The organism is Actinokineospora pegani, from assembly GCF_009745975.1.
GTDB classification, from domain to species: domain Bacteria; phylum Actinomycetota; class Actinomycetes; order Mycobacteriales; family Pseudonocardiaceae; genus Actinokineospora; species Actinokineospora pegani.
Genome location: NZ_WHOL01000050.1, coordinates 1 through 13,334 on the forward strand (window position 1 = coordinate 1; position 13,334 = coordinate 13,334).

The following is a 13,334-nucleotide window of genomic DNA, read 5'->3' on the forward strand; positions in this document are numbered from 1 at the left end:
GGGCTGGGCTGGGCTGGGCTGGGCTGGACGGGCTGGGCTGGACCGGGCTGGACCGGGCTGGGCTGGGGGTGGTGGGTCCGTTGGGTGTGGGGTGCAGTGCGGTGGTTGTGGGTGGCGCGGGTGGTCAGGGGGTTGCGTGGAGTAGGGCTAGGGCTGTTGTGGCGGCGAGCATTCCGGGGGCGTGGGGGATTCCTTGGGTGAATCGGTGGGGGAATGTGGTTGCCAGGGCGAGCGAGGTCAGGGCTGCTAGGAGGACTGCGGGCAGGATCGTCGCTGGGCCCAGGGCTCCGTGGATCGCGCCCAGGGGGAAGGCGATGATCACGTCGCCTCGGGAGAGGGTTGTGGGGGTCAGGAGGTGTAGGGCTAGGTGGGGTAGGGCGAAGAGGGTGGTGCCGATGAGGATGGGGAGGAGGCGGTTGGGGGCGGGGATCAGGAGGGTTGTGGGGGTGAGGATGGCTAGGGGGATGGTGAGGGCTCGGGGGAGGTGGAGGGTGTGGAAGTCGGCTAGGGACAGGGGGACGGTTAGGGCTGTGAGGGTGAGCAGGGGTGGGAGCCAGGTGGTGGGGATTGTGTTGTGTTGCCAGAGGGTGGCGATGAGTGTCCACAGGAGACCGGTGGCCAGTTCTGGGGCGTGGGGGCCTGCGCGGGTTTGCGGGGAGAAGCGGGTCAGGGCGTGCCGGGCTGTGGCGCCGGTGGTGTAGCCGGCGGCCAGGGCGCAGAGTTGCAGGGGGGTTGCCCAGGCCAGGGCGAGGACCAGGAGGCCTAGGGCGGTCAGGGGGAAAGCGTTGGGGGACAACAGGTTTGGGTGGGCTGTTGGGGTGGTCATGCTTTAAAGGTACGAAGAAGATGGCGTGCTGTCATTGCCCCGATGGCATGGGGATGGGCGTTTGACAGGACTGCGAATCCGTGCGGGGCGACGGGGTCTAGAGCGGCAGGGGTACCTGGTCCGGGACGGCGGCCCGCAGGGCGTCGCGCATGGGGACTCGGGGGGCCGACTGGCCGGTGAAGTGTTCGACCTGGCCGAAGGCCTGGTGCAGCAGCATGTCCAAGCCCGTGGCCAGGTGGCCGCCCCGGGATTCGACGGAGCGGGCCAGGGGGGTGGGCCACGGGTGGTAGACGACGTCGAGGACGTGTTGGGCCCGGGACAGGGCGTCGGCGACCGGTTCGATGGCGGCCGCGGGGGCGGTGGTCACCAGGACGGCGGCGGCGGTGGCCAGGTCGGCGAAGTCGGCCTTGGCCCACTCGGTCACGGTGATCGGCAGGCTCAAGCGGTCGGCGCAGTCCTCGGCCTCCGCCGCGCGGGCGGGGTCGCGGACCACGACGGTGGCCGACGAGACGCCCAGGGCGGCGAAGGCGGCCAGGGCGGCGCACGCGGTGCCGCCCGCGCCCAGGACCAGGGCGGAGTCGCCGCCGCTGGGCTGGTAGGCGCCCGCGACCAGCAGGGCGCCGGTCACGCCGTCGACGTCGGTGCAGTCGGCCAGCCAGGAGCCGTCGGGGCGGTGCACGAGGGTGTTGGCGGCGCCGACGGCGGCGGCGCGCTCGGTGGCGGAGTCGGCGAAGCGCAGGGCGGCGCGCTTGCCCGGCATGGTCACCGACAGCCCGACCCACTCCTGGCCCAGTCCCCCGACCAGGCCCGGCAGCGCGTCCTCGGTGCACTCGACCCGCTCGTAGGACCAGTCGAGGCCGAGCGCGTCGTACGCGGCGCCGTGCAGCACCGGCGACAGCGAGTGCTCGACCGGCGAGCCCAGCACGGCGGCCCGCCGCGACGGCTCAGTAGGCATCGTTGGCCCTCGCGAGCTGGATGTTCGCCAGGTGCTCCGGGTAGGTGTCGGCGAAGCAGGACGTGCCGTTCTTCTGGCACCGCACGAAGTACAGCCAGGAGCCCTCGTCCGGCTTGGCCGCGGCCTGGATGGCCGCGGCGCTCGAGGCGGCGATCGGGGTCGGCGGCAGGCCGGTGACCGAGTAGGTGTTGTACGGGCCGGTCTTGTCCCGGTCCTCGGGCCTGGTCAGGATCGTCGGCCGGTCGAGGACGTAGTTGACCGTGGAGTCGTACTGCAGCGGCATCGGCTCGGACAGCCGGTTGTAGGTGACCCTGGCGACCTTGCCGAAGTCGGCGGCGATCGCCTCGCGCTGCACCAGCGAGGCCATGACCAGCACCTGGTACGGGGTGAAGCCGGTGCCGTCGGCCAGGCCGGGCATGCCCACGCTCGCCAGCCGGGCGCCGGAGTCGGCGATCAGCTTCTTCCAGACCTCCTCGGCCGTGGAGCCGGGCCGGACCTCGTACACGTCGGGCATGATCAGGCCCTCGAGGCGGCGCTTGGGCTCAGCGCGGGAGGCGTCCGGCACCGCCCAGGCGGGCACGCCGAGCGCGGTCAGGTCGGCCTCCTCGGAGACCTCGCGCAGCTCCTCCACCGGCACGCAGGTGTTCTTGCCGTTGAGCTCGGCGCAGGTGGCGTTGGAGATCAGCGTCAGCACGCCGAGGGTCTTGGTCTCACCGAAGGTGAGGTCGTCGAACTGGGTGCCAGCCTTGATCTGCAGGTTGCCCACGCGCGCCTTGGGGTCGACGATCCGCGAGACCGCGTCCGCGCCGGAGATCTTGGTGCGCATGACGTAGTAGCCGGGCTGGATCGAGCGGACCTTGTCGTTGGTCGCGGCCGCGGCGACGAAGGCCTTGGAGCTGGCCACGACGTCGGCTTCGGCGAGCGTCGCCGCGATGGCGCCGGTGGAGTCGCCGTCCTTGACCTCGATGACGAGGTCGGTCTCCCCGCCCCCGGCGTAGTCGTCGTAGCCGCCGATCCCGGAGATGAGCCGGTAGCCGTACCAGGCGCCGCCGCCGAGGATCAGCAGGATGACCGCGCCGACGATCGCCAGCTTGAGCTTCTTGCGGTCCTTCTTGCGCTTGCGCACGGGCCTGATCCGGCGCGTGGGCTCGTCCTCGAACAGGCCGAGGTCGTCGGTCATGAGTCCGCCTCCGCAGATCGGGCCAGCGCGCTCGCCCTGGCGTCGAGCCAGGCCTGCAAGATCTCCACGGCCGCGGCTTGGTCGACGACGGCGCGTTGTTTCTTCCCGCGCACGCCCCGCTGGCTGAGCATGCGCGCGGCGGTCACGGTGGTCAAGCGCTCGTCAGCCAGCCGCACCGGCACCGGCGCGACCCGCTGGGCGAGGTCGGTGGCGTAGGAGTGCGCGGCCTGCGCCGCCGTGCCGTGCTTGTCGGCCAGCGTCCTGGGCAGGCCGACCACGACCTCGACGACCTCGTGCTCGGAGACCAGGCTCGCGAGCTCGACCAGGTCGGACCCGGCTTTCTCGTCGCGGGCCAGGGTGAGCAGGGGTGAGGCCAGGACCGGGGAGGGGTCGCTGAGGGCGACGCCCACGCGCACGGAGCCGACGTCGACCGCGAGCCTGCGCCCGCGGCCGGGGTCGTCGGCTCCCGGCCGGTGCGGCTTGGGGTTCACGCGCCGACCAGGGCCCGTCGCAGCAGGGTGACGGCCTCGCCGATGCCCGCGGAGTTGGCGCCGCCGCCCTGGGCGAGGTCGGGCTTGCCGCCGCCGCGGGCCTCGATGGCCGGGGCGAAGGCGGGCACGAGCTTGCCCGCGGCCAAGCCGTTGTCCCTGGCCGTCGACGTCGTGGCCACGACGAAGGCGACCTTGCCGCCCTCGCCCGCGGAGAACAGGGCGACCACGCCGGGACGCGCGCCCAGGCGGTTGCGAACCTCGATGGCCAGGGTGCGCAGGTCGCCGCCGCCGATCCCGTCCGGGGCCTTCAGCGCGACCAGGGCGGTGCCGCCGATGTCCTCGGCCTGCTCGGCGAGTGTGCCCGCCGAGGACAGCAACTGGCCCGCGCGGAGCTTCTCCAGCTCCTTCTCCGCGGCGCGCAGCCGGTCGACGAGGGCCTCGACCCTGGCCGGGACCTCGGCGTCGGGCACCTTGAGCATGGCGGCCAAGCCCTGCACGAGGGCGCGCTCCTTGGCCAGGTAGCGCATGGCCTCCATGCCGACGTAGGCCTCCAGGCGCCGGTTGCCCGAGCCGATGGAGGACTCGCTGAGCAGCGTCAGCGGGCCGATCTGCGACGAGCGCTCGACGTGGGTGCCACCGCAGAGCTCGCGCGACCACGGGCCGCCGATCTCGACGACGCGGACCTCTTCGTCGTAGGTCTCGCCGAACAGGGCGACCGCGCCCATGTCCTGGGCCCCGCCCATGTCGGTGTAGACGACGCTGACCGGCAGGTCGGAGCGGACGGCGAGGTTGGAGACCTCTTCGATCTCGCTGCGCGTCTCCGGCGACAGCGCGCCGGACCAGCCGAAGTCGAGCCGCAGGTAGCCGGGCTTGTTGTAGGAGCCGGACTGCAACGCGGTCGGGCCGAGCACCTGGCGCAGGGCGGCGTGCACGATGTGCGTGCCCGAGTGGCCCTGGCGGGCCCCGATCCGCCACTCCGGGTCGACGCGGGCCTCCACCGCGGCGCCCTCGGTGATCTCGCCCGAGCGCACGCGGACCTGGTGCACCCACAGCTTGCGGGCGACCTTCTGCACGTCGACGACCTCGAGCTCCACGCCGGAGGCGGTGGTGATGGTGCCCGCGTCGGACTCCTGGCCGCCGGACTCGGCGTAGAGCGGGGTGCGGTCGAGCACGACCTCGACGATCTCGCCCTCACCGGCGCCGCTGACCCGCTTGCCGTCGCGCACCAGGCCCAGGACCTTGGCCTCGGTGGCCAACTCCTCGTACCCGGTGAACACGGTGTTGCCCAGGGCCAGCAGGTCCCGGTACACCGACTGGTCGCCGTGGCCGGTCTTGCGGGCGGCGGCGTCGGCCTTGGCGCGGGCGCGCTGCTCGCCCATCAGCTCGCGGAACCCGGTCTCGTCGACGCTCAGGCCGCGCTCGGCGGCCATCTCCAGCGTCAGGTCGATCGGGAAGCCGTAGGTGTCGTGGAGCTGGAAGGCCTTGTCGCCGGGCAGGGTGGCCTTGCCGTCGGCGACGAGCTTGTCCGCGGCGAGGTCGAAGATCTTCGAACCGCTGGACAGGGTCGCGAGGAAGGTCTCCTCCTCCTTGCGCATGATCTTGTCGATGCGCGGGAAGTCGGTGGCCAGCTCGGGGTAGCTGGGCGACATGGTGTCGCGGACGACGGCGGCGAACTCGCCGAGCACCGGCTCCTGCACGCCGAGCAGGCGCACCGAGCGCACGATCCGGCGCAGCAGGCGGCGCAGTACGTAGCCGCGGGCCTCGTTGCCGGGGGTGACGCCGTCGCCGATGATCATCATGCCGGAGCGGGCGTGGTCGGCGATGACGCGGAAGCGCACGTCGTCGACTGGGTTGCCCGCGCCGTAGCGGCGGCCGGACATCTCCTCGGCCTTGGCGATGACCGGGCGGACCAGGTCGGTCTCGTAGACGTTGTCGACGCCCTGCAGCAGGGTGGCGATGCGCTCGACGCCCATGCCGGTGTCGATGTTCTTGCGCGGCAGCGACCCGATCGGCTTGTGCCCGTACTTCGGGGACTCCTCGCCGCGGATGTCCTGCATGAACACGAGGTTCCAGACCTCGAGGTAGCGGTCCTCGTCGGCGACCGGGCCGCCGTCTTTGCCGTGCTCGGGGCCGCGGTCGAAGTAGATCTCCGAGCAGGGGCCGCCGGGGCCGGGGACGCCCATGTCCCAGTAGTTGTCGAGGCCGTCGCGGCGCTGGATGCGCTCCTCGGGCAGCCCGGCGACCTTGCGCCAGAGCTCCAGGGCCTCGTCGTCGTCGTTGTAGACCGTGGCCCACAGGCGGTCGGGGTCGAAGCCGTAGCCGCCGTCGTCCTGGGAGTTGGTCAGCAGGGCCCAGGCGTGCTCGATGGCCTGGGCCTTGAAGTAGTCGCCGAAGGAGAAGTTCCCGGCCATCTGAAAGAACGTGTTGTGCCGGGTGGTCTTGCCGACCTCGTCGATGTCGCCGGTGCGCACGCACTTCTGGATGCTGGTCGCGCGCGGCCACGGGGCCGGGGCGTCGCCGAGGAAGTACGGCTTGAACTGCACCATGCCCGCGTTGACGAACAGCAGCGTGGGGTCTTCGAGGATCAGCGAGGCGCTGGGCACGGCGGTGTGGCCGCTGTTGACGAAGTGGTCCCGGAAGCGGCGGGAGATCTCATGTGTCTGCACTGTCGGTCCTCAAGGGGGGTCGAGCGGGTTCGGCGGCCTAGGGGCGCGGCGAACGGCGGGGCGGGGCTCAGCCGTCCGCCCGGCGCGCTCGCGCGTCGCCCGTGGTCCGGCGGGGCCTGCGCTGCGCGCCGCCACCGAGGGCGTGCCTGGCCCCGGGGGTGACCCCGGAGCGGGCCTCGACCTGCTCGGAGAGCTGGACCTCGCGCTCGCTCATGCCCGCGCGCACGTCCGCCCCGAAGGTGCCGAGGGCGCCCGCGAGCTCGCGCAGGGCGTCGCCGACGTTGCCCGCGATACCGGCCGGGGTGACCGCGTGCGCGGTCTCGCGGGCCTTGCGGTTGAGGGCGATGGCCGCGGCTGCGCCGACGCCCATCCAGAACAGGCGCCTCACGACTTGCCCCGCTTGCGGCCGATGAGCGCCGGACGGGTCTGCTTGCCCTCGATGGCGGCGCCCGCCTTGGCCTTGCGGCGCGCGCGCACGGCCTTGCTCAGGCCGTAGGACAGCGCGGCGACCTTGACCAGCGGTCCGCCCAGCGTGGCCGTGAAGACCGACGTCAGCGCGGAGATGTTGCCACTGACGGCCTGCGCGTTCGAGGTGATTCCGTCGACCCGCTCGAGCTGGGTGTTGACGTGGGTCAGCGTGGTGTTGGCGCCGACGAACAGCGGGTCGCTGTTCTCGTGCGCCTTGCGGATCGCGATGGTCGTCTCGTCCAAGGTGCGGCCGAGCTTGAACAGCACGATGCCGATCAGGACCACCAACAGGACGAACGCGCCCGCGGCGATCAGCGCGGCGATCTGCCCTGCTGTCACGAGCCCTCCTTCGACGGCGACTTCGGCACGCTCCCGGGGCGTTCCGGGGCGTGATCGCGGTCAGGCTACCGCGTCGTATCCGACCCGGCCTGCCCGCACCTGCGCACTTGCCGGACCAGTGTGCTCCCCAGCGCGGATCGGCGCGCGGAGTTATCCACAGGCGATCAATCCCCGCGGATGACCTTGCGCAGTTTGGGCACCCGGTCGGCGAGGGCGCGCTCGGCGCCGCGCTGGGTCGGGTCGTAGTAGTCGCGGCCGCGCAGCCCGTCCGGCGGGTACTGCTGGCGGACCACGCCCTCGGGCACGTCGTGCGGGTAGCGGTAGCCCTCGGCGTTGCCCAGCTTCTTGGCTCCCGCGTAGTGCCCGTCGCGCAGGTGCGGCGGGACCTGGCCCGCCCCGCCCGCGCGCACGTCGGCGAGCGCGGCGTCGATGGCGGTGATGACGGCGTTGGACTTGGGGGCCGTGGCCAGGTGCACGGTGGCCTGGGCGAGGGCGAGCCTGCACTCGGGCATGCCGATGAGCTGCACGGTCTGGGCGGCGGCGACGGCGGTCTGCAGCGCGGTCGGGTCGGCCATGCCGATGTCCTCGGTGGCGTGCACGACGAGCCTGCGGGCGATGAAGCGCGGGTCCTCCCCCGCCTCGATCATGCGCGCCAGGTAGTGCAGGGCGGCGTCGACGTCGGAGCCGCGGATGGACTTGATGAACGCGCTGGTGACGTCGTAGTGCTGGTCGCCGGAGCGGTCGTAGCGGACGGCGGCCTTGTCCACGGTCGCCTCGACGGTGGCCAGGTCGACCACGCCGCCGCTGGTGGCCAGCGCGGAGTCGGCGGCGGCCTCCAGGGCGGTCAGCGCGCGCCGGGCGTCTCCCCCGGCCAGGCGCACCACGTGGTCCTCGGCGTCCTGGTCGAGCGTGACCTCGCCGCCCAGTCCGCGCTCGTCCGCGACGGCCCGGCGGACCAGGGCGCGCACGTCCTCGTCGCCGAGGGGGTGCAGTTGCAGGACCAGGGACCGGGACAGCAGCGGGGAGACGACGGAGAAGAACGGGTTCTCGGTGGTGGCGGCGACCAGCAGCACGATGCGGTCCTCGACCGCGCCGAGCAGGGCGTCCTGCTGGGTGCGGGAGAAGCGGTGCACCTCGTCGATGAACAGGACCGTCTGGTCGCCGGAGTGGGTCAGCCGCCTGCGCGCGTCGTCGATGACCGCGCGCACCTCCTTGACCCCCGCCGACAGCGCGGACAGGGCGACGAAGCGGCGATTGATCGCGGAGGAGACCAGCGTGGCCAGGGTCGTCTTGCCGGTGCCGGGCGGGCCGTAGAGCAGGATCGAGGCGGGCGCGGCGCCCTCGACCAGGCGGCGCAGCGGGGCGCCGGGGCCGAGCAGGTGGTCTTGGCCCAGGACCTCGTCGAGGGTCGCCGGGCGCATCCGCACGGGCAGCGGCGCGGACGCGCGGGGGCGCTCCGGGCGCTGTGCCGGGGGGCCGGAGGTGCTGCCGAAGAGGTCTAGGTCGAACTCCTGTTCCACCTGGGCGACGCTACCCGCTCAGGCAGACAGGTCGTACCGGCCGTCCTTGGCGTCGTTGACGAAGGTGGCCCACACGGCGCTGCGCACGCTCAGCGCGCCACCGGCCCGGTTCTTGGTGTCCCGGACACCGGTCTCCGCCGCGGTGATCCGCACCTCGACGCAGCCCTCGTTGGCTGCACCACTGCGGGTGCTCTTGAACCAACCGGTGTCCCGCACCATGATCACAACTCCTTGGCGATACGCTGCATCAACCGCCGGGACTCCTTGCGGCTCAACGCAAGTTCCCACACGCGGTAGAACGCACGCAGCATACTCTCCACCTCAGTTTCGCCGTCGTAGTACATCGACGGCCCCAAGACCGATGGCGAGTACCCGACCGGCGTACCGCGCTGACCGAAACCGAAGACCCACAGACCACTCCCTCTCGCGGGATTGCCGTACGCCTCGTTGGTCAGCACACGAACGTTCAGGTCCGGGAGTTTGTCGAGTAGTCCGAGCAGGTGGTGCAACTGCTCGCGCATCACCTCCGCGCTACCCAGGTTCGCCCGCAGCGCGTCCTCAGTGATGACGAACCGCATGATTCGCCGATCTTCGGGATTGAGCAGTCGCGCCTGCCGGTCCATGCGGTAGGCGAGCCGTTCGGACTCTTGTGAATCCGCGTGCTGCCACCAGATGCCGTCACCCTCGGCCAGAACCGCCTGCACGTAGCCGGGCGACTGGAGCAGTCCCGGGATGATGCCGGTCTCGAACCAGTTGATCTCCGACGCGCTGGCCTCGAGGTCGGCGAACCGTTGGTAGGCGTCGGGCAACTGGTCGATGTGCACCCGTCGCTTGCGGCGCTGCCGGGCCTGGGCGCCGAGGTCGAGCACGGTCTCGCGCTCGTCCCCCGCCACGGCGTAGCAGTCGAGCAGCGTGGTCAGATCCTCTTCGCTGGCGGTCGCGGTGCCGTCCTCCAACTGCACGATCCGCGACCGGACCTTGCCCACCGCGTCCGCCGCCGCCTGCTGGGTGACGCCCGCCGAATCGCGCAATCTGCGCAGAGTGAGCCCGAGCTGCCTGCGCTCGAAGGTCGGGCGGGCCTGCCCCATGTCGAACTCCCTCGTTTCACCCGATCAGACGACTAGCCCCAAGCCCGACCGTCGCCCTAATCTTCAAGGGAGACAGTCGGGCGTCAAGCCCGAGGCAGACCATAGCCGGTGGAGGCGAGACGATGGGGCTCTACACCCGTTCGGGCGTGTCGGTGGAAACGTGGGTCGAGTTGGACCGCAAGGTGTCCATGCGCTTCGAGACGTGTTCGGAGAACGAGAACGCCACGCTCCACTTCGGACACGGCGGCGAGTACACCCTGACCCTCGGTCGGGACAACCTGGGCCAGCTCGTCGACCTGGCCAGCCAGGCGATCGCCGAACTCGACAGCACCACCGGCCAGGAGTGAACCACATGACGATCCAGCGCGACCCACTGTTCCCCCGCCCCGCCCTGCTGCCACTGACCGAGCGCGGCGGGTACGCGCCTCCTGCTCACACCACAGGCTCGATCAGACCGTGGTCTGCCTCACTTGCCGTGGTTCCCATCGAATGCGGCAAAGATGAGACCACCGCGACCCGAGACACCGAGGTCAAACAGACCCAGTACACCAGTGACGGAAAAATGGAAACCGACGCCGTGCCCATCATCGTCACCGACAGTTGATCCAATGGGGCATCACGGCTCGACAGTGCTCGTCATCGGATCGCGCGACGACCCGACCGCGACCGTCGTCGTGGATGAACTGGCCCGGAGGTCGCGCCCGGCGCGTCGGATGGACATCGGCGACTTTCCGAGCGAACTCGGGCTCACCGGAAAACTCCTCGGTGGCCGGTGGAACGGCGAACTCGGCGACGTCAGGTTCGCGGAAATCGAGTCTGTCTACTACCGAAGGCCCTCACGGTTCACATTTCCCCATGGTCTCTCTCCTGCCGACCTGGCATTCGCGAGTGAAGAAGCGAGACTGGGAGTAAGTGGCGTGCTGACGAGCCTGGACGTTCCTTGGGTGAACAACCCAGCGAAGATCGCAGTTGCCGAGTACAAACCACTTCAGTTGCGGACTGCGGCGCGGTGTGGACTGAGCGTGCCGTCAACGCTGATCACCACCGATCACCGGGCCGTGATCGACTTCGCAGACGCGGTCGGCCCCCTCGTGTGCAAGACGCTCTCCTCCCTCGCTCACAGCGTCGACGGAAAAGTCCGAATAACCTACACCACGGCAGTCGATCCCGGAGTCATTGATCCGACTGCTCTCGCCGTGACGGCGCACTTGTTCCAGTCCCGGGTACCCAAGCAGTACGAGGTTCGGGTGACGATGGTGGGCAAACGTGCCCTCGGCGTGGCGATTCACGCCGGAAGCGCAGCGGCCCGACTCGACTGGCGTGCGGACTACGCAGCATTGTCCTATGCGCCAATCGACGTGCCATCCGATGTTGTCGGCAAGGCAGTGACATACCTGGATGCTTTTGGTCTAGCATTCGGGGCGTTCGACTTCGTGGTCACGCCCGAGGACGAGTGGGTGTTCCTGGAGTGCAATCCGGCTGGGCAGTGGCTGTGGCTGGAACGTCAGGCAGGCATCCCCATCACGGCTGCTCTGGTTGACCTACTCACCGGAGAGGTGACCGAGTGACCCAGCCTGTGAACACGTGGCGGGAGTTGGCGAGATCGCTGGCGGATGGCCTGCGTGGAAGCGGTGACCTCACCGACCCGGCCTGGCTGGCCGCCTTCGCTGAGACCCCACGGCATGTGTTCGTGCCGCGCTTCCTGCTGACGGTCGGCGGACCGGAACTCTCCGCCGCCGTTGATCCTGAGCCGTGGCTCAAGGCGGTGTACTCCGACCACGCGCTCACAACGGAGCACAGACCACACCCAGCGGGATGGACGACCACCGATGGCGCGGTGTTGTCGTTGCCCACCAGTTCGTCCACGAGTCCGGGCCTGATGGCCCGCATGGTGGAGCGCCTGGAGGTGAGGACCGGGCACCGGGTGCTGGAGATCGGCACCGGGACCGGTTACAACGCCGCCCTGCTGTGCCACCGGCTAGGCGCGGACAAGGTCGTCAGCGTCGACCTGAATCCAGACCTCATCACCACGGCCCGAAACGCGCTCGCCACACTCGGATACACGCCCGTCCTGGTCGTGGGCGACGGTGGCGACGGCGTGCCGGACCACGGACCGTACGACCGGATCATCGCCACGGCCGCGGTGCCCGCCATCCCTGCCGCCTGGATCGACCAACTCGCGCCGGGAGGCAAGATCATCGCCAACGTCCGCGGCGAACTGGCGACCGGCCCCCTGTGCCTGCTGACCAAAGCAGGCGAAAAGGTCTCCGGGCGGTTCCTGCCGATGGGCGGCCACTTCATGTGGATGCGGCCGGAGGTGGACAACCCGCTGCGGCCCCACCAGGTCGCGTCGGCTGCCACCGCGACTCCCACCGCGCGATCGACGACCCGTCTCGCGCCCCTTCCGATGGTCGACGACGCGGACTTCCGCTTCCTCCTCCAACTGCACATCCACGGCGCGGAATCCCTCTACCGCAACGAGGTGATGATCGACGGCGGACGCCAACCCGTGGTGACGTTGTGCGCCTCGGACGGATCGAGGGCCGATGTGGTCGCCGAGTCGACACCCGCCGGGACACATCACGTGGTCCAACGCGGGCGCAGGCGCCTGTGGGACACGGTGGAGACAGCGTGGCGGGTCTTCGCCGATTCAGGACGTCCCGACGTGGGTCGGTTCGGTGTCTCCGTGACCTCGGGCGAGCAGTTCGTGTGGTTGGACCAGCCCAGCGGGTGGCTTCGGTGGCCGCTTCCCGCGGTGTGACACAAACCGCTCACCCGGGTCACGCGGGTGAGGTGACCCCGGGGAACACTGTGCGGAAACACGACCCACCCAGGGCAGGTCTGTCGGGGAGTTGAGCACACGTGGACTGGCGTGACAGGTTCTACCGCGTCCCGCACGACCTCAAGCACTTCGAGCACGAGATCGACCAACTCGCCAAGCTGATGGACGGCCTGGTGGGCGGGGCGGCGCCCGCCGCGGTGGCCGCCGCGCGTGACGAGGTGACCCGGCTGTCGATCAACGTCCGGGCCCGGCTGGCCGCCCAGGACCGGCTGGGCGACCTGCGCCGGTTCCGCCGCCGGGTGCTGCGCTCGGCGGAGTTCATGGACCGCGACCTGTACGAGAAGGTGTTCGTGCCCTACGTGGAGACGATCCTGCCGAAGACCTCGGCGGAGTAGCCGGCGGCGTGTGCGAGGATCACACCCCGTGACCTCGACCGTCATCCTGCTCGCGGGGCCGTCCGGCTCCGGCAAGTCCACCCTCGGCGCCCGGCTGGGCCTGCCGGTGCTGAACCTGGACCACTTCTACCGCGAGGGCGACGACCCGGCCCTGCCGCGCGACGCCGCGGGGCGCGCGGACTGGGACGCGCCCGAGTCCTGGCACGCGCCGGACGCGCTGGCCGCCGTGGTGGCGCTGGCGACCGAGGGCGCCGCCGAGGTCCCGGTCTACGAGTACGGCGCCGACCGCAGGGTCGGGTCGAGCACGCTGTCGCTGGGCGGGTCGCCGGTGTTCGTGGCCGAGGGGCTGTTCGCCGACCGGATCGTGGCCGACTGCGAGCGGGCCGGGGTGCTGGGTGAGGCGCTGGTGCTGGCGCCCAGCGCGGGCCGCACGTTCGCCCGCCGGTTCGCCAGGGACGTGGCCGAGTCGCGCAAGGCGGTGCCGCTGCTGCTGCGCCGGGGTTTGCGGCTGTGGCGCGAGCACGGCGCGGTGGTGCGCCGGTGCGAGCGGGCCGGGATGGTGCGCTGCACGGTGGAGGAGGCGGCCGCCCGGGTGCGCCCCAGGGTGGGAAGCGCCCGATAAGT

The 13,334-nt window shown here is 70.8% G+C and carries 16 protein-coding genes; 6 read left to right on the top strand and 10 right to left on the bottom strand.

The features are described from left to right. Window positions 1–124: 124 nt before the first annotated feature. The 10 genes from GCL84_RS04855 to GCL84_RS04900 all read right to left on the bottom strand — a co-directional run bounded on the left by GCL84_RS04855 (window position 125) and on the right by GCL84_RS04900 (window position 9,533). Complete coding sequence (locus GCL84_RS04855; protein WP_156754135.1) at window positions 125–826, bottom strand: hypothetical protein; 702 nt, start codon at window positions 824–826, stop codon at window positions 125–127. A 97-nt stretch (window positions 827–923) separates the two neighbouring features. Then, window positions 924–1,781: a shikimate dehydrogenase gene (locus tag GCL84_RS04860; protein ID WP_156754136.1), complete on the bottom strand. Its 858-nt coding sequence runs from the start codon at window positions 1,779–1,781 to the stop codon at window positions 924–926. Further along, entirely contained in the window at window positions 1,771–2,961 is a 1,191-nt protein-coding gene (gene mltG / locus GCL84_RS04865; RefSeq protein WP_156754137.1) for an endolytic transglycosylase MltG, read from the bottom strand. Before mltG ends, GCL84_RS04860 begins: the two co-directional genes overlap by 11 nt. Further along, complete coding sequence (gene ruvX, locus GCL84_RS04870) at window positions 2,958–3,452, bottom strand: Holliday junction resolvase RuvX (RefSeq protein ID WP_156754138.1); 495 nt, start codon at window positions 3,450–3,452, stop codon at window positions 2,958–2,960. Before ruvX ends, mltG begins: the two co-directional genes overlap by 4 nt. After that, window positions 3,449–6,118, bottom strand: coding sequence for an alanine--tRNA ligase (alaS, locus tag GCL84_RS04875; protein WP_156754139.1), 2,670 nt, complete (start codon window positions 6,116–6,118; stop codon window positions 3,449–3,451). The genes ruvX and alaS overlap by 4 nt, the downstream gene beginning before the upstream one ends. A gap of 67 nt (window positions 6,119–6,185) precedes the next feature. After that, entirely contained in the window at window positions 6,186–6,506 is a 321-nt protein-coding gene (locus tag GCL84_RS04880) for a hypothetical protein (protein WP_156754140.1), read from the bottom strand. Then, window positions 6,503–6,925: a DUF948 domain-containing protein gene (locus tag GCL84_RS04885; RefSeq protein ID WP_156754141.1), complete on the bottom strand. Its 423-nt coding sequence runs from the start codon at window positions 6,923–6,925 to the stop codon at window positions 6,503–6,505. Before GCL84_RS04885 ends, GCL84_RS04880 begins: the two co-directional genes overlap by 4 nt. Before the next feature lie 164 nt (window positions 6,926–7,089). Beyond that, window positions 7,090–8,445: a replication-associated recombination protein A gene (locus GCL84_RS04890; protein WP_235925998.1), complete on the bottom strand. Its 1,356-nt coding sequence runs from the start codon at window positions 8,443–8,445 to the stop codon at window positions 7,090–7,092. An 18-nt stretch (window positions 8,446–8,463) separates the two neighbouring features. After that, window positions 8,464–8,664, bottom strand: coding sequence for a DUF397 domain-containing protein (locus GCL84_RS04895; protein ID WP_156754142.1), 201 nt, complete (start codon window positions 8,662–8,664; stop codon window positions 8,464–8,466). Window positions 8,665–8,666: 2 nt separating this feature from the next. After that, window positions 8,667–9,533, bottom strand: coding sequence for a helix-turn-helix domain-containing protein (locus GCL84_RS04900; protein WP_156754143.1), 867 nt, complete (start codon window positions 9,531–9,533; stop codon window positions 8,667–8,669). Window positions 9,534–9,655: 122 nt separating this feature from the next. Here GCL84_RS04900 and GCL84_RS04905 point away from each other — a divergent pair, with 122 nt between their 5' ends. From GCL84_RS04905 to GCL84_RS04930, 6 genes are all read left to right on the top strand, one after another. After that, window positions 9,656–9,880: a hypothetical protein gene (locus GCL84_RS04905; RefSeq protein ID WP_156754144.1), complete on the top strand. Its 225-nt coding sequence runs from the start codon at window positions 9,656–9,658 to the stop codon at window positions 9,878–9,880. 5 nt (window positions 9,881–9,885) lie between these two features. Then, on the top strand, window positions 9,886–10,137 hold the full coding sequence (locus GCL84_RS04910) for a hypothetical protein (RefSeq protein ID WP_156754145.1): 252 nt from the start codon (window positions 9,886–9,888) through the stop codon (window positions 10,135–10,137). 4 nt (window positions 10,138–10,141) lie between these two features. Next, the gene (gene tgmB / locus GCL84_RS04915) at window positions 10,142–11,101 is read left to right on the top strand and encodes an ATP-grasp ribosomal peptide maturase (protein WP_156754146.1); all 960 of its coding nucleotides are present in this window, start codon (window positions 10,142–10,144) and stop codon (window positions 11,099–11,101) included. Further along, complete coding sequence (locus GCL84_RS04920) at window positions 11,098–12,294, top strand: methyltransferase domain-containing protein (RefSeq protein WP_156754147.1); 1,197 nt, start codon at window positions 11,098–11,100, stop codon at window positions 12,292–12,294. The genes tgmB and GCL84_RS04920 overlap by 4 nt, the downstream gene beginning before the upstream one ends. 101 nt (window positions 12,295–12,395) lie before the next feature. Beyond that, window positions 12,396–12,710 carry a hypothetical protein gene (locus GCL84_RS04925; protein ID WP_156754148.1) on the top strand — a complete coding sequence of 105 codons (315 nt, stop codon included), beginning with the start codon at window positions 12,396–12,398 and terminating at the stop codon, window positions 12,708–12,710. Between the two features lie 28 nt (window positions 12,711–12,738). Further along, window positions 12,739–13,332: a uridine kinase gene (locus GCL84_RS04930; protein ID WP_235925999.1), complete on the top strand. Its 594-nt coding sequence runs from the start codon at window positions 12,739–12,741 to the stop codon at window positions 13,330–13,332. The last annotated feature ends 2 nt before the right edge of the window (window positions 13,333–13,334 follow it).